General features: G+C 66.7%; 13 protein-coding genes. 10 read left to right on the top strand and 3 right to left on the bottom strand.

What is annotated here, in order from left to right; genetic code table 11:
* The 3 genes from WB785_RS25480 to WB785_RS25470 all read left to right on the top strand — a co-directional run.
* A partial coding sequence (locus WB785_RS25480) for an ABC transporter permease (RefSeq protein WP_424082996.1) occupies positions 1–308 on the top strand: 308 nt, incomplete at its 5' end.
* The gene (locus WB785_RS25475) at positions 305–1,045 is read left to right on the top strand and encodes an ABC transporter ATP-binding protein (RefSeq protein WP_424082993.1); all 741 of its coding nucleotides are present in this window, start codon (positions 305–307) and stop codon (positions 1,043–1,045) included. The genes WB785_RS25480 and WB785_RS25475, both read left to right, overlap by 4 nt.
* Positions 1,045–3,720, top strand: a complete 2,676-nt coding sequence (locus WB785_RS25470) for a fumarate reductase/succinate dehydrogenase flavoprotein subunit (protein ID WP_424082991.1) — start codon at positions 1,045–1,047, stop codon at positions 3,718–3,720. The genes WB785_RS25475 and WB785_RS25470 overlap by 1 nt, the downstream gene beginning before the upstream one ends.
* A 78-nt stretch (positions 3,721–3,798) precedes the next feature.
* Here WB785_RS25470 and WB785_RS25465 read toward each other — a convergent pair whose 3' ends face one another.
* The 3 genes from WB785_RS25465 to WB785_RS25455 are packed head-to-tail and all read right to left on the bottom strand — an operon-like array spanning position 3,799 to position 6,412.
* Entirely contained in the window at positions 3,799–4,338 is a 540-nt protein-coding gene (locus WB785_RS25465) for a GNAT family N-acetyltransferase (protein ID WP_424082989.1), read from the bottom strand.
* A gap of 15 nt (positions 4,339–4,353) precedes the next feature.
* Positions 4,354–5,559, bottom strand: coding sequence for a serine hydrolase domain-containing protein (locus WB785_RS25460; RefSeq protein WP_424082998.1), 1,206 nt, complete (start codon positions 5,557–5,559; stop codon positions 4,354–4,356).
* Positions 5,560–5,569: 10 nt separating this feature from the next.
* Positions 5,570–6,412: a DUF6065 family protein gene (locus WB785_RS25455; protein WP_424082987.1), complete on the bottom strand. Its 843-nt coding sequence runs from the start codon at positions 6,410–6,412 to the stop codon at positions 5,570–5,572.
* A gap of 195 nt (positions 6,413–6,607) precedes the next feature.
* Here WB785_RS25455 and pyrR point away from each other — a divergent pair, with 195 nt between their 5' ends.
* The 7 genes from pyrR to pyrF all read left to right on the top strand — a co-directional run.
* On the top strand, positions 6,608–7,183 hold the full coding sequence (pyrR, locus tag WB785_RS25450; RefSeq protein WP_424082985.1) for a bifunctional pyr operon transcriptional regulator/uracil phosphoribosyltransferase PyrR: 576 nt from the start codon (positions 6,608–6,610) through the stop codon (positions 7,181–7,183).
* Positions 7,180–8,151: an aspartate carbamoyltransferase catalytic subunit gene (locus tag WB785_RS25445; protein ID WP_424082983.1), complete on the top strand. Its 972-nt coding sequence runs from the start codon at positions 7,180–7,182 to the stop codon at positions 8,149–8,151. Before pyrR ends, WB785_RS25445 begins: the two co-directional genes overlap by 4 nt.
* Positions 8,148–9,440, top strand: a complete 1,293-nt coding sequence (locus WB785_RS25440) for a dihydroorotase (protein WP_424082981.1) — start codon at positions 8,148–8,150, stop codon at positions 9,438–9,440. The genes WB785_RS25445 and WB785_RS25440 overlap by 4 nt, the downstream gene beginning before the upstream one ends.
* Positions 9,437–9,949 carry a transporter gene (locus WB785_RS25435; RefSeq protein ID WP_424082979.1) on the top strand — a complete coding sequence of 171 codons (513 nt, stop codon included), beginning with the start codon at positions 9,437–9,439 and terminating at the stop codon, positions 9,947–9,949. The genes WB785_RS25440 and WB785_RS25435 overlap by 4 nt, the downstream gene beginning before the upstream one ends.
* Positions 9,946–11,067: a glutamine-hydrolyzing carbamoyl-phosphate synthase small subunit gene (carA, locus tag WB785_RS25430; RefSeq protein WP_424082977.1), complete on the top strand. Its 1,122-nt coding sequence runs from the start codon at positions 9,946–9,948 to the stop codon at positions 11,065–11,067. Before WB785_RS25435 ends, carA begins: the two co-directional genes overlap by 4 nt.
* Positions 11,067–14,414 (top strand): carbamoyl-phosphate synthase large subunit, encoded by a 3,348-nt coding sequence (gene carB / locus WB785_RS25425; protein ID WP_424082975.1) that lies wholly within the window; start codon positions 11,067–11,069, stop codon positions 14,412–14,414. Before carA ends, carB begins: the two co-directional genes overlap by 1 nt.
* Positions 14,415–14,416: 2 nt before the next feature.
* On the top strand, positions 14,417–15,104 hold a 688-nt coding region (pyrF, locus tag WB785_RS25420), incomplete at its 3' end, for an orotidine-5'-phosphate decarboxylase (RefSeq protein ID WP_424082973.1).

Below are 15,104 nucleotides of genomic sequence, written 5' to 3'. Positions count from 1 at the left end.
CCTTGGGTGGTGGCCGCTGGGACGTGCTGACTCAGGTCGTGGTGCCGGGCATCCTTCCGGGTGTGTTCGGCGGCCTGTCGGTCGGTATGGGGGTGGCGTGGATCTGCGTGATATCGGCCGAGATGATCTCGGGCCGGCTCGGGATCGGCTACCGGACTTGGCAGGCATACACGGTGCTGGCCTACCCGCAGGTGTTCGTCGGCATCATCACCATCGGGGTGCTCGGGTTCGCCACCTCGGCGGCGGTGGAGCTGATCGGTCGCCGGGCGACGCGATGGCTGCCGCGCAGTGAGGAGAACGCACGATGACGGCTGGTATGAGCCTCGAGCTGGATCGAGTGCGGTTGTGCTACAGCGGCGTTGCGGTCATCGATGAGTTGAGCCTGATGGTGAGGCCGGGGGAGATCCTGGTGCTCACCGGACCGTCGGGCTGCGGTAAGACCACCGTGCTGCGCGCGTTGGCGGGCCTGCTGACACCTGACGCCGGCCGGGTGCTGGCTGACGGCACCGAGGTCACCGGCACATCGGCGGATCGTGGGGTGGTGTTCCAGGACAACGCGCTGCTGCCGTGGCGCAGCGTGCGATCCAACATCGAGTTGGCGCTGCGGCTGCGCGGTGAACCGCGAGCCACCCGCGCCGTGCAGGCCGATCGCTGGATCGCCGAGCTCGGCCTGACCGGTTTCAATGATTACCTGCCCAAGAACCTTTCGGGCGGCATGCGTCAGCGCGTCCAGCTCGCCCGCGGGCTGGCCGGCGCGCCCCGCGCGGTGATGATGGACGAGCCGTTCGGCGCTCTGGATACCCAGACCCGCGCGGCCATGCAGCGCCTGCTGATCGACTCCTGGCGTGCTCATCCGACGACGATCGTGTTCGTCACGCACGACGTCGACGAAGCATTGGAGCTGGGGGATCGGGTCGCGGTACTGGGCCGGGCCGGCCAGCCGCTGCGGGCGCTGGTCGACGTACCGCAGCCTCGCAGTGATCGGGCACACCCCGAGCTTCGCGCGGAAATCATTGCCGCACTGCATCATTTGGCGGCTGTCTGATGCAGATTCCTGATCCGACGGAACCGATTCGGCTGGACTGCGACGTGTTGGTTATCGGCGGCGGCACCGCGGGCACCATGGCCGCGCTGACCGCGGCCGAGCACGGCGCACAGGTGCTGCTGCTGGAGAAGGCGCATGTGCGGCATTCCGGGGCGCTGGCGATGGGGATGGACGGCGTCAACAACGCCGTCATCCCTGGCAAAGCCGTACCCGAGGACTACGTCGCTGAAATCACCCGCGCCAACGACGGAATCGTCAACCAGCGCACCGTGTATCAGACCGCCACCCGCGGGTTCGCGATGGTGCAGCGGCTGGAGCGTTACGGGGTGAAGTTCGAAAAGGACGAGCACGGCGAGTACGCGGTGCGACGGGTGCACCGCTCCGGGTCCTACGTGTTGCCGATGCCCGAGGGCAAAGACGTCAAAAAGGCGCTGTACCGGGTATTGAGGCAGCGGTCGATGCGGGAGAAAATCCGGATCGAAAATCGGCTGATGCCTGTTCGAGTGTTGGTCGACGACGGCCGAGTAGTTGGTGCGGCCGCATTGCATACTCGGACCGGCGAATTCGTCGCCGTCGGCGCCAAGGCAGTGATCCTGGCCACCGGCGCCTGCGGACGGTTGGGCCTGCCCGCATCGGGATACCTCTACGGCACCTACGAGAACCCGACCAATGCCGGCGACGGCTATTCGATGGCCTACCACGCCGGGGCCGAACTGTCCGGAATCGAGTGTTTTCAGGTCAATCCGCTGATCAAGGATTACAACGGTCCGGCGTGCGCATATGTGGCCAACCCCTTTGGCGGCTATCAGGTCAATGCGCTCGGTGAACGGTTTGTCGACTCCGATTACTGGTCGGGGCAGATGATGGCCGAGGTGCGCAGCGAGATCGAGTCCGCGCGTGGACCGATCTACCTGAAGGTGTCGCACCTGCCCGACGAGACGCTGACCGCGCTGGAGAGCATCCTGCACACCACCGAGCGGCCCACCCGCGGGACGTTTCACGCCAACCGCGGGCACGACTACCGCACCCATGACGTGGAGATGCACATCTCCGAAATCGGGTTATGCTCTGGACATTCCGCATCCGGGGTGTGGGTCGACGAGCACGCCCGCACCACGGTGCCGGGTCTGTACGCCGCGGGGGACCTGGCCTGCGTCCCGCACAACTATATGATCGGCGCATTCGTCTTCGGCGATCTGGCCGGCGCACACGCGGCGTCAACGCTGCCCGATGTTGTCGCACCGCAACAGCTCCCACAACGCCAATTGGATGACGCTCATGAGCTGATCTACCGTCCGCTGCGTCACCCCGACGGGCCGCCGCAGCCGCAGGTCGAGTACAAGCTGCGGCGATTCGTCAACGACTATGTGGCGCCGCCCAAGTCGGCGGCCAAGCTATCCATCGCGGTGCACACGTTCGAGCGGATGCGCGATGAAATCGCCGAGATGGGCGCCCGCACGCCGCACGAGCTGATGCGTAGTGTCGAGGTGTCCTTCATCCGTGATTGCGCCGAGCTGGCAGCCCGCTCGTCGCTGACCCGCACCGAATCGCGTTGGGGTCTTTACCACGAGCGCGCCGACCTGCCGGCCCGCGACGACAACCAGTGGGGATATCACCTCAACCTGCGCAAGGCGTCCGACGGGTCGATGGAGTTCCTCAAGCGTCCGGTGGCGCCGTATTTCGTGTCGGTGCCCGAATTGGATGCATTGCCGCCGGCCGACCAGACGGTCCAGCCGGTCGAGCAGCCGCCGCTGGTCGGCGGTCGAGCACCGGTCGGCTCGCAATCGCGGGTAGGCGCCGCGGTGCCTGGTGATCCGCCCTCGCCGCGCATTGTCGCGGTGCTGGCCCTCGAGGAGCCGACGGTGTCGGCGTTGGCGGAGTTCCTGGCCGATTCCGACGCCCGCGTGCGCCGCACCGCAGTGGCCACGCTGACTGAGCACATTCCGGACGGCTACGCCGCGGCGCTGTTCGATGCGCTCGACGATGCCGACGCCGCGGTGCGCCGTGCCGCCGCCGACGGTGTGCGTGAACTTGTCGAAGTGCTACCGCATCCCGAGGCGGCGCGCGGATTTCTGACCTCGGCTGACGCCGTGGTCCGGGCGGTCAGCATCTATCTGCTGGCCGCGCGCCGCACCGGAGATGTCGACACGTTCCGGCACGCGCTCAGCGATGTCGACCATCTGGTGCGGATCGAGGCGGTGCATGCGCTGGTGTCCGTCGACGACGCCACCGGGGTGGCCGCGGCCGCCCGCGACGACAATCGCGAGGTCCGCATCGTCGCGGCCAACGGCCTGGCCACGCTGCGGACCGGTCACGACGCTGTTCGCCTGCTTATCGCGGACACCGATCCGCTAGTGCGCGCGGCAGCCTTACAGGCACTAGGCGAATTAGGTTGTAGCCAAGCAGAGTTGACTACAGTCGAGCATGCGCTGCGGGCGCCGGCCTGGCAGGTGCGGGAGGGCGCGGCACGCGCATTGTCGGGCGCGACGGCGCAGCTGGCGGTGGTGCGGTTGGCGCCGATGCTCGTTGATGAGCACCTCGACGTCCGCAAAGCCGCGGTGCTGAGCTTGAGCAGGTGGGCGGATTCAGAAGTCGCGGCGCGGGATGCGCTCAGCGTGGCGCTCAAAGACGACGACGCCGATGTGCGTGCTTACGCGCGCCGGGCGCTGGCCTGAGTTTGGCGAACGTGCAGCCATGGCGAAAAATCCGCCGAAATCCCGCCACAGTTGCACGTTCGGCGCAGAAGCGCCGGCTCAGTGCAGCGATTTGGTGTAGCGCAGGCTGTCGCGCGGTTCGGGCCCGAGGTTGGGGTAGACCACGTGCCGGCTCAGCCGAGTCTCCAGCAGGAACCCGGCCCGCTCTAGCAGTCGCGCTGACCGATCGTTGCCGACATGGCAAGTGGCCCAGACGCGGTCAACGTCGCCGTCGGCGCGCAGTGCGGCCAGCAGCATCTCAAGGGCTTCGGACATCAAACCCTTGCCCCACCAACGTCGTCCGATGCAATACCCTATTTCGACGGAATGCTCCACCGGGCGCCGGCAGCTGATCATCCCGATGATATCGTCGCTGTGCTGCAGCACGATGACCCAGGTTCGCTCGTCGCCGGGGACGTTGAACTTTTCGGTGATCACCCGTCGTGTTGCCGCCACGTCGGGATGAGGCGTCCACAGCAGATACTTGGTGACCTGAGGATCGCGGGCAACCCGTTGGAAAAGCGGGCCGGCGTCGTCGAGTACCGGTGGGCGCAGCAGCAGTCGCGGCCCCCTGATGCGGTCAGGTGGGAAATCAGCCATCTCGTGAATCTGCGGTCAGAGGCCCAGCGCGCGATAGGTGCGGTGCATGAATTTCGGTTGCACCGCTTGCAGCTTCGCGCGCGACGTGTTGCCTGCGACTGCTGCAGCGGCGTCGCCCGACAACGTGGGCAAGTTCTGGATCAGGTACAGCAGGATCAGGTCCGCGGCCGGATCGGCCTGCCACCACGTCCCGTATGCGCCGGGCCAGCTGAATGTCCCAAGGCCGCCCGGCCCGAATAGCGGCGCCGACTTCGCCGGGTCGGTCACCACCGACAAGTTCAGCCCGAACCCGCGGCCGATCCAGAACGGCGCACCGAGAAACGGGTGCTTCTTCTGCTCATCGGTCAGGCGGTCGGTGCGCATCAGCCGCGCCGACTCCGGTGACAGCACCCGCACACCATCCAATGTCCCCTCACGCAAGAGCATTTCGATGAACCGCAGGTAGTCGTCGGCGCTCGACCACAGCCCTCCACCGGCGTTGCAGAACGCCGGTGGTGAGATGTGCGGTTGACCCATCACATCGTGTTGCAGCCGGTCGTTGTCATCGAGCCGGTACATCGTCGCGGCACGACGGCGACCCTCGACCGAAACGAAGAATCCGGTGTCAACCATGCCCAACGGCTGCAGGATCCGCTCGTCGAGCACTTGATGAAACGGCTTGCCCTCGATCCGAGACACCAGCACGCCGATGACATCGATGCCGTGGCTGTAGGTCAGCCGTTCGCCCGGCTGGTGCACCAGCGGCAGCTCGGCAAGTGCGGAGAGCCAAGCATCCGGGCCGCGCCCGAACGGCAGACGAACGTAGGCCCGCGATATCGGTCCGGCTACCGAGAACCCGTATCCCAGGCCGCTGGTGTGCGTGAGCAGGTCCTCGACCAGGATCGCCCGCTGTACCGGATGCGTGCGATCCAGCGGACCGCTCGGATCGTCTAGCACTTGCGCATCGGCAAACTCCGGCAGCCAGCGCACGATCGGGTCGCGCAGCGCCAGCTTGCCCTCGTCGACCAGGCTCATCGCCGCCGCGACCGTGACTGGTTTGGTCATCGAGGCGATGCGAAACAACGTGTCGCGCTTCATCGGCAGGTCGGCTTCGATGTCGCGGCGGCCGATCTCGTTGACCTGCAACACTTCTCCGTGCTGCCACACCACGGTTACCGCCCCGGCGAGCAGCCCGGCGTCGCAGGCCTCACGAATGGAGGCCTGATTGCCTTCGAGGTTCACCCGGATCAGGTTAGCTAGTGGCGTTGCGCCCAGACATACCAGGTCGAACACCGGCGGCCCGATCGCTGGTGTCATGTTGTGGCGCAGCGAATGGACGAAGCTGACGGCGAGTCTGATGATCCGGTGCCCCAGGCTCCCCGTCGGTGTGCCTGCCCCGCGTGTAGTCGCCTTGCCACTCCACTTGCTCTCCCGCGGTGACCCTCGCCACCTGCTCGGCTTGCTTTGCCGGGTTACGTGAGCCGCGAAAAAGCTCATGCTTGCGCTGCAGTTCTTCGTCAGACTCGATGCGCCTGAGTTCGGGGGCGAACTCTTCGAGCTCGGCTCGACGCTGTGGGACGATCATGCAGATCGGCTCGTCGACCTCGAATCGCACCGGCATCATTTTGCGGGTGAGCTTCCAGCTCATGCTGAAACTCGCGCTTGCCCAGTCGGTTTCCACGACGCCCTCTAACGCGCACACGCCGTCCTTCGGATAGTTCGCCGGTCCGCGGACCAACAGGTTGTAGCCCGGCGGAGTGCGAAACAGCACCGGCAGATTCCAGGTCAGGGTCCCGTAACCGAAATGGCTGAGAGGCAGGAGCTGACCGGCATCGCGCTTATCGGGTGCGATGATCACGTCGACGCCGTTCTCATGACCCATCCACGTAGCGGTGAACGCGCACGGATTGCGCAGCTCCCAGCCGCTCTGGTTGGCGATGAGCATCGGCAGACAGCGATTAGGCCAACCTGTGTTGGTCTCCAGCATCTTTCGCATCCACGTCCGGTTAGTCGATGCCGGGTGAATTTGCGGCGCATTGTCACGGGTGAGGAACCCGATCAGTGGACGGTCCGGCCCGTCGGACTTGTCGCTCATTAGACGCAGATTAGCTGGGGATATCCGGTGCCACAGACGTTGGAACTTCTTTCCCCAGAAACGTGGCGCACGTCATGCTCCGGCGGCGCCCAGCCTGTCATTTCCGCAGGGATGGCGCGAGGTGCTACGCTGCGCGGCAGTCGACATCCTTTAACGATCCGTCCAGAGAGGCGGAGAAGGAGGTCAAGATCTCGCATGGTTGCCGCAGGTGACGCCGCTTTGGGCCGCGAACTGATGTCGGCGGCCGACGTGGGCCGCACCATTTCCCGTATCGCGCATCAGATCATCGAAAAGACCGCGCTGGATAGTGCCGAGGCACCGCGCGTCGTGCTGCTGGGCATCCCGACCCGCGGTGTGATTCTGGCCAAGCGCCTGGCCACCAACATCGGCGAATACAGCGGTGTCGAAGTCGGCCACGGTGCTTTGGACATCACCCTGTACCGCGATGACCTGATGCAAAAGCCGCCCCGGCCGTTGGAGACCACCTCGATTCCGGCCGGCGGCATCGACGACGCCCTGGTGATCCTCGTCGACGACGTGCTCTACTCCGGACGCTCGGTGCGCTCGGCGCTGGACGCGCTGCGCGACGTCGGCCGACCGCGGGTGGTTCAGTTGGCGGTGCTGCTCGACCGCGGCCATCGCGAGTTGCCGTTGCGCGCCGACTACGTCGGCAAGAATGTGCCCACCTCGCGCAGCGAGAGCGTGCACGTGCTGCTGGCCGAACACGACGGCCGCGACGGCGTGGTCATCTCGCGTGAGGATGCGCCATGAGCAGGCACCTCCTTGCCGCCGGCGACCTGTCCCGCGCTGACGCCACCGCGATCCTCGACGATGCCGACCGGTTCGCGCAGGCTCTGATGGGCCGCGAGGTCCGCAAGCTGCCGACGCTGCGGGGCCGGACCGTGATCACGATGTTTTACGAAAACTCCACCCGCACCCGGGTGTCGTTCGAGGTCGCCGGCAAGTGGATGAGCGCTGACGTGATCAACGTCAGTTCCACCGGATCGTCAGTGGGCAAAGGCGAATCGCTACGCGACACCGCGCTGACGCTGCGCGCGGCCGGCGCCGACGCGCTGATCATCCGGCACCCGGCATCGGGTGCGGCGCACCGGCTGGCCGACTGGACAGCCAGCGCTGAAGGTGGCCCTTCGGTGATCAACGCGGGCGACGGCACCCATGAACATCCTACCCAGGCGCTGCTGGATGCGCTGACCATCCGCCAGCGGCTCGGTGACATCGACGGCCGGCGGGTGGTCATCGTCGGCGACATCGTGCACAGCCGCGTCGCCCGTTCCAACGTCATGCTGCTGGCCACTCTGGGTGCCGAGGTCGTGCTGGTGGCGCCGCCGACCCTGCTGCCGGTCGGGGTTTCCGACTGGCCGGTCACCGTCTCCTACGATCTCGACGCCGAGCTGCCCGCCGCCGACGCGATGCTGATGTTGCGGGTACAGGCTGAGCGAATGAACGGCGGCTTCTTCCCGTCCGCGCGGGAGTATTCGGTGCGCTACGGGCTATCCGAACGGCGCCAGGCGATGCTTCCCGGTCACGCGGTGGTAATGCATCCCGGCCCGATGCTGCGCGGTATGGAGATCTCCTCCTCGGTGGCTGACTCGTCGCAATCGGCGGTGCTGCAACAGGTTTCCAACGGGGTTCACGTGCGGATGGCGGTGCTGTTCCATCTGCTGATAGGAACAGAGGCGGCCGACAAAGGGCTCGGCGGAAAAGAAGGCGCGGCATGAGCGTGCTGTTGCGCGGGGTCCGCCCGTACGGTGAGGGTGACCGGGTCGACGTGCTGGTCGACGACGGCCAGATCGCCGATATCGGCGCCGCGCTAGCCATTCCAGACGATGCCGATGTCATCGACGCGACCGGGCAGATACTGCTGCCCGGCTTTGTCGATCTGCACACCCATCTGCGCGAGCCCGGCCGCGAATACGCCGAGGACATTGAAACCGGTTCGGCCGCTGCCGCTCTCGGCGGCTATACGGCGGTGTTCGCGATGGCCAACACCAACCCGGTCGCCGATAGCCCGGTGGTGACCGATCATGTCTGGCACCGCGGCCAGCAGGTCGGTCTGGTCGACGTGCACCCCGTCGGCGCCATCACCGTGGGGCTGGCCGGAACCCAGCTCACCGAGATGGGGATGATGGCCGACGGAGCCGCACAGGTGCGGATGTTCTCCGATGACGGCAAGTGCGTGTACGACCCGCTGGTGATGCGCCGCGCGCTGGAATACGCCACCGGCTTAGGCGTTTTGATCGCCCAGCACGCCGAAGAGCCCAGGCTGACCATGGGGGCGGTCGCACACGAAGGGCCCACCGCCGCCAAGCTGGGGCTGTCGGGCTGGCCGAGGGCCGCCGAGGAGTCCATCGTGGCCCGCGACGCCCTCCTGGCCCGCGACGCCGGCGCCCGGGTGCACATCTGCCACGCGTCCACCGCGGGAACCGTTGAGATCATCAGATGGGCCAAGTCCCAGGGTATTTCGATCACCGCTGAGGTAACCCCTCACCACCTGCTGCTTGACGACAGCCGGCTGGCCAGCTACGACGGGGTGAACCGGGTGAACCCGCCGCTGCGCGAAGCCGCCGACGCGCAGGCGCTGCGTCAAGCGCTGGCCGACGGGGTAATCGATTGTGTGGCCACCGATCACGCCCCGCACGCAGAACACGAGAAATGCGTCGAGTTCGCCGCGGCGTTGCCCGGCATGCTCGGGTTGCAGACCGCACTATCTGCGGTGGTCCAGACGATGGTTGTCCCTGGTCTGCTGACCTGGCGTGACGTAGCGCGGGTGATGAGCGAGAACCCGGCGCGCATCGCCGGGTTGCCCGACCACGGCCGGCCCTTGGAAATCGGTGAACCGGCCAACCTGACCGTGGTGGACCCCGACGCGACCTGGACCGTCGAGGGCCCGGAGTTGGCCAGCCGCTCGGCCAACACGCCCTACGAAGCGATGACGTTGCCCGCGACCGTGACCGCAACCTTGTTGCGCGGCAAGATCACCGCGCGCGACGGGAAGTGCCCCGCGTGAATTCCGGAACACTGGTCGCATCGCTGATCATGGCCGCACTGCTGGCGGTGCTGATCGCGTTCATCATCCAGCTGATGATGCGTGGCTGGCGTGCGCGCGCCCGCCGGCAGGCCGCGCTGATCGGCACACTGCCGCCGATACCCGACATGGTCGGGTCGCCGACCGTCGGGGCCACCCGCGGTGTGTATGTCGGCTGCACGATTGCGCCCAGCTGGCACGAGCGGGTGGCGGTCGGCGATCTGGGCTACCGCAGTAAGGCGGTGCTGACCCGCTACCCGGAGGGAATCATGGTGCAGCGCAGCGGTGCAGGCCCGATCTGGATTCCGCAGGAGTCGATCACCGCCATCCGCACCGAGCGCGGCATGGTCGGCAAAGCCATGGCGAACAACGGCATCCTGGCCATCCGTTGGCGACTGCCGTCAGGCACCGAAATCGACCTCGGGTTTCGGGCGAACAACCGCGATGAGTACGCCAGTTGGCTGGAATCCCAGCAGGAGGGAGCCTCGTGACTAAAGCCCTGCTGGTCCTTGAAGACGGCCGAACGTTCACCGGAGCGCCGTTCGGTGCGGTCGGCGAAACGCTTGGCGAAGCAGTCTTTTCCACCGGCATGTCCGGCTATCAGGAAACCTTGACCGACCCCAGCTATCACCGCCAGATCGTGGTGGCCACCGCCCCGCAGATCGGCAACACCGGGTGGAACGGCGAGGACGCCGAAAGCCGCGGCGACAAGATCTGGGTCGCCGGCTACGCGGTACGCGATCCGTCGCCGCGCTCCTCGAACTGGCGGGCGACCGGGACGCTGGAGGACGAACTGATTCGGCAGCGCATTGTCGGGATCGCCGGCATCGACACCCGGGCGGTGGTCCGTCACCTGCGCAGCCGTGGCTCGATGAAGGCGGGTGTGTTCTCGGGTACTTCGCTTGCCGATCCGGACGAGCTGGTGGCCCGGGTGCGCGGTCAGCAGTCGATGCTGGGAGCCGACCTGGCCGGGCAGGTCAGCACCGCGGGCGAGTACGTCGTCGAAGCCGAAGGGCCGCACCGGTTCACCGTGGCCGCGATCGATCTCGGGATCAAGACCAACACCCCGCGCAACTTCGCCCGGCGCGGAGTCCGCAGCCTGGTGCTGCCGTCGTCCGTGACCTTCGAGCAGATCGCCGAGATGAAACCGGATGGGGTGTTTCTGTCCAACGGTCCCGGGGACCCCGCCACCGCAGACCACATCGTGGAGGTGACCCGTGCCGTGCTGGGCGCCGGAATCCCGTTGTTCGGCATTTGTTTCGGCAACCAGATCCTGGGCCGGGCGCTGGGCCTGTCCACCTACAAGATGGTGTTCGGTCACCGCGGCATCAACATTCCGGTGATGGACCACGCCACCGGGCGGGTCGCGGTGACCGCGCAGAATCACGGCTTCGCCTTGGAGGGAGAAGCCGGCCAAACCTTCGACACTCCGTTCGGCCAGGCGGTGGTCAGCCACACCTGCGCCAACGATGGCGTCGTCGAGGGCGTCAAACTTGCTGATGGGAAAGCTTTTTCGGTGCAATATCACCCGGAGGCGGCGGCCGGCCCGCACGACGCGGAATACCTGTTCGACCAATTCGTCGACCTGATGGCAGGGGAGAACCGCTAGTGCCACGGCGTACCGACCTGCGACATGTCCTGGTGATCGGCTCCGGGCCGATCGTGATTGGACAGGCCTGCGAATTCGACTACTCGGGCACCCAGGCCTGCCGGGTGCTGCGGGCCGAAGGCCTCGAGGTCAGCCTGGTCAACTCCAACCCGGCCACCATCATGACCGACCCCGAATACGCCGACCACACCTACGTCGAGCCGATCACCCCGGGCTTCGTCGAGCGGGTGATCGCCCAGCAGGCCGAGCGCGGTAACAAGATCGACGCGCTGCTGGCCACCCTGGGCGGGCAGACCGCGCTCAACACGGCGGTCGCGCTCTACGAGAGCGGGGTGTTGGAGCGCTACGGCGTCGAGCTGATCGGCGCTGATTTCGACGCCATCCAGCGCGGCGAGGACCGGCAGCGGTTCAAAGACATTGTCGCCAAGGTGGGCGGCGAATCAGCGCGCAGCCGTGTGTGTTTCACCATGGACGAGGTTCGCGAGACGGTCGCCGAACTTGGGCTTCCGGTGGTGGTTCGGCCGTCGTTCACGATGGGCGGTCTGGGCTCGGGCATGGCGCACAGCGCCGAGGAGGTCGACCGGATGGCCGGCGCGGGTTTGGCCGCCTCGCCGAGCGCCAACGTGCTGATCGAGGAATCGATCTACGGCTGGAAGGAGTTCGAGCTCGAGCTGATGCGCGACGGCAAGGACAACGTCGTCGTGGTGTGCTCGATCGAAAATGTCGACCCGATGGGGGTGCACACCGGCGACTCGGTGACCGTGGCGCCCGCGATGACGCTGACCGATCGGGAATACCAGCGGATGCGGGACCTGGGCATCGCGATCCTGCGCGAGGTCGGCGTCGACACCGGCGGCTGCAACATCCAGTTCGCCGTCGACCCGAGCGATGGTCGCCTGATCGTCATCGAGATGAACCCGCGAGTGTCACGGTCAAGTGCCTTGGCCTCCAAGGCAACCGGCTTCCCGATCGCCAAGATCGCCGCCAAATTGGCCGTCGGCTACACCCTCGACGAGATCCTCAACGACATCACCAAGGAAACCCCGGCCTGCTTCGAGCCCACCCTGGATTACGTGGTGGTCAAGGCGCCGCGGTTCGCATTCGAAAAATTCCCCGGCGCCGATCCAACGCTGACGACCACGATGAAATCCGTCGGTGAGGCAATGTCGTTGGGCCGCAACTTCGTCGAAGCGCTCGGCAAGGTGATGAGATCGCTGGAGACCAGTCGGGCCGGGTTCTGGACAGGTCCGGACCCGGCAATCGACGCCGGCACGGTGCTGGAGCGGCTGCAGACACCGACCGAGGGCCGGCTCTACGACATCGAGCTCGCCGTGCGACTGGGCGCTTCGGTGGAACAGGTTGCCGAGGCATCCGGCGTCGACCCGTGGTTCGTCGCGCAGATCGCCGAGCTCGTGGAATTGCGCCGTGAGGTGGTCGACGCCGCGGTGCTCGACGCGGATCTGCTGCGCCGGAGTAAGCACGCCGGATTGTCGGACCGTCAGATCGCGGCGCTGCGACCGGAATTCGCCGGCGAGGACGGCGTGCGCTCGTTGCGGGGGCGGCTCGGCATCCACCCGGTGTACAAGACCGTGGACACCTGTGCCGCGGAGTTCGAGGCCAAGACGCCCTATCACTACAGCAGTTACGAGCTCGACCCGTCCGCCGAGACTGAGGTGGCGCCGCAGGCCGAGCGGCCCAAGGTGCTGATCCTGGGCTCGGGGCCAAACCGGATCGGCCAGGGCATCGAATTCGACTACAGCTGTGTACACGCCGCAACGACGCTGTCGCAGGCCGGCTTTGAGACCGTGATGGTCAACTGCAACCCGGAGACGGTGTCCACCGACTACGACACCGCCGACCGGCTGTACTTCGAGCCGTTGACCTTCGAGGACGTCCTGGAGGTGTTCTACGCCGAATCGCAGTCCGGTGCCGGTGGACCGGGGGTGGTCGGCGTCATCGTGCAACTCGGCGGACAGACACCGCTCGGGCTGGCGCAGCGGCTGGCCGACGCGGGAGTTCCGATCGTCGGAACGCCGCCGGAGGCCATCGATCTGGCCGAGGACCGCGGCGCGTTCGGCGACCTGTTATCGGGTGCCGGATTGCCGGCCCCGCGCTACGGCATGGCCACGACGTTTGCACAGGCCCGCCGGATCGCCGCCGAGATCGGTTATCCGGTGCTGGTGCGGCCGTCGTACGTATTGGGCGGTCGCGGCATGGAAATCGTCTACGACGACGACACCCTGCAGGGCTACATCGCCCGCGCCACCGAACTTTCCCCCGAACACCCGGTGCTGGTCGACCGTTTTCTCGAAGACGCGATTGAGATCGACGTCGACGCGCTCTGCGACGGTGCCGAGGTCTACATCGGCGGCATCATGGAGCACATCGAAGAGGCCGGCATCCACTCCGGCGACTCGGCGTGTGCACTGCCGCCGGTAACCCTCGGCCACAGCGACATCGAAAAGGTACGCCGCGCAACCGAGGCGATCGCGCACGGCATCGGAGTGATCGGGTTGCTCAACGTGCAGTACGCGTTGAAGGACGACGTGCTCTACGTGCTGGAGGCCAACCCGCGCGCCAGCCGTACCGTGCCGTTCGTGTCGAAGGCCACAGCGATACCGCTGGCCAAGGCCTGTGCACGTATCATGTTGGGCGCCACGATCTCTCAGCTGCGTGGCGAGGGAATGCTGGCGGCATCCGGAGACGGCGCCCACGCGGCCCAGAATGCGCCGATCGCGGTCAAGGAGGCCGTGCTGCCGTTCCACCGCTTCCGCCGGGCGGACGGCGCCGCCATCGACTCACTGCTTGGCCCGGAGATGAAATCGACCGGCGAGGTGATGGGAATCGACCGCGACTTCGGCAGCGCCTTCGCCAAGAGCCAGACCGCCGCCTACGGGTCGCTGCCGGCCGAAGGCACCATATTCGTGTCCGTCGCCAACCGGGACAAGCGATCACTGGTGTTCCCGGTCAAACGGTTGGCGGATTTGGGCTTTCGGGTACTGGCCACCGAGGGCACCGCGGAGATGCTGCGCCGCAACGGGATTCCATGCGACGAGGTCCGTAAGCACTTCGAGCCGGCGCAGCCGGGCCGGCCTGCAATATCTGCCGTCGATGCAATACGCGCCGGCGAGGTCGACATGGTGATCAACACCCCCTACGGCAACTCGGGGCCGCGCATCGACGGTTACGAAATCCGTTCGGCTGCAGTAGAAATGAACATCCCCTGCGTGACGACGGTGCAGGGCGCCTCAGCGGCCATTCAGGGCATCGAAGCCGGGATCCGCGGCGTGATCGGTGTTCGTTCGCTGCAGGAACTTCACAGCGCGCTGAACAACGGCGGCCACTGACGGTGCCTGGGTTTGGCGCCCGCCTGGCCGAGGCGGTATCGCATCGAGGGCCGCTATGCCTGGGCATCGACCCGCATCCCGAACTGCTGCAGGCCTGGAACCTGCCCGTCAGCCCCCACGGCCTGGCGGCGTTCTGCGATACCTGTGTCGGCGCCTACGGCGAATTCGCGATCGTCAAACCGCAAGTCGCGTTTTTCGAGGCCTATGGCGCCGCGGGATACGCGGTGTTGGAGCAGACCATCGCCGCGCTGCGCGAGGCCGGCGTGCTGGTGTTGGCCGATGCCAAACGAGGCGATATCGGATCGACGATGGCGGCCTACGCGGCCGCCTGGACCGGCGAATCGCCGCTGGCCACCGACGCCGTCACCGCCTCGCCGTATTTGGGCTTCGGCTCGCTACAGCCCCTGCTGGACACTGCCGCGGCGCACGATCGAGGGGTGTTCGTGCTGGCGGCAACGTCGAACCCGGAGGGCGCCGCGGTGCAGCGGGCCGAGTTTGACGGCCGTCAGGTGGCCCAATCGATCATCGACCAAGCGGCAGCGATCAACCGCGCGCAAGGCCCCGGGCCCGGCTCAATCGGTGTCGTCGTCGGCGCGACGGTCACCGAGCCGCCCGACGTCAGCGGTCTCGGTGGACCGGTGCTGGTGCCCGGTATCGGTGTCCAGGGCGGGCAAGCCGACGCGCTGCGCG

This window comes from Mycobacterium sp. (genome assembly GCF_049585075.1).
GTDB lineage: Bacteria > Actinomycetota > Actinomycetes > Mycobacteriales > Mycobacteriaceae > Mycobacterium.
This window is presented reverse-complemented; position numbering and strand designations above follow the sequence as displayed.

Excerpts from the sequence above, each read along its gene's own strand:
- WB785_RS25445 (WP_424082983.1), top strand. The coding sequence starts at position 7,180 with ATGAGCAGGCACCTCCTTGCCGCCGGCGACCTGTCCCGCGCTGACGCC.
- WB785_RS25465 (WP_424082989.1), bottom strand. The coding sequence starts at position 4,338 with ATGGCTGATTTCCCACCTGACCGCATCAGGGGGCCGCGACTGCTGCTG.
- WB785_RS25455 (WP_424082987.1), bottom strand. The coding sequence starts at position 6,412 with ATGAGCGACAAGTCCGACGGGCCGGACCGTCCACTGATCGGGTTCCTC.
- pyrR (WP_424082985.1), top strand. The coding sequence starts at position 6,608 with ATGGTTGCCGCAGGTGACGCCGCTTTGGGCCGCGAACTGATGTCGGCG.
- WB785_RS25470 (WP_424082991.1), top strand. The coding sequence starts at position 1,045 with ATGCAGATTCCTGATCCGACGGAACCGATTCGGCTGGACTGCGACGTG.
- WB785_RS25440 (WP_424082981.1), top strand. The coding sequence starts at position 8,148 with ATGAGCGTGCTGTTGCGCGGGGTCCGCCCGTACGGTGAGGGTGACCGG.
- WB785_RS25475 (WP_424082993.1), top strand. The coding sequence starts at position 305 with ATGACGGCTGGTATGAGCCTCGAGCTGGATCGAGTGCGGTTGTGCTAC.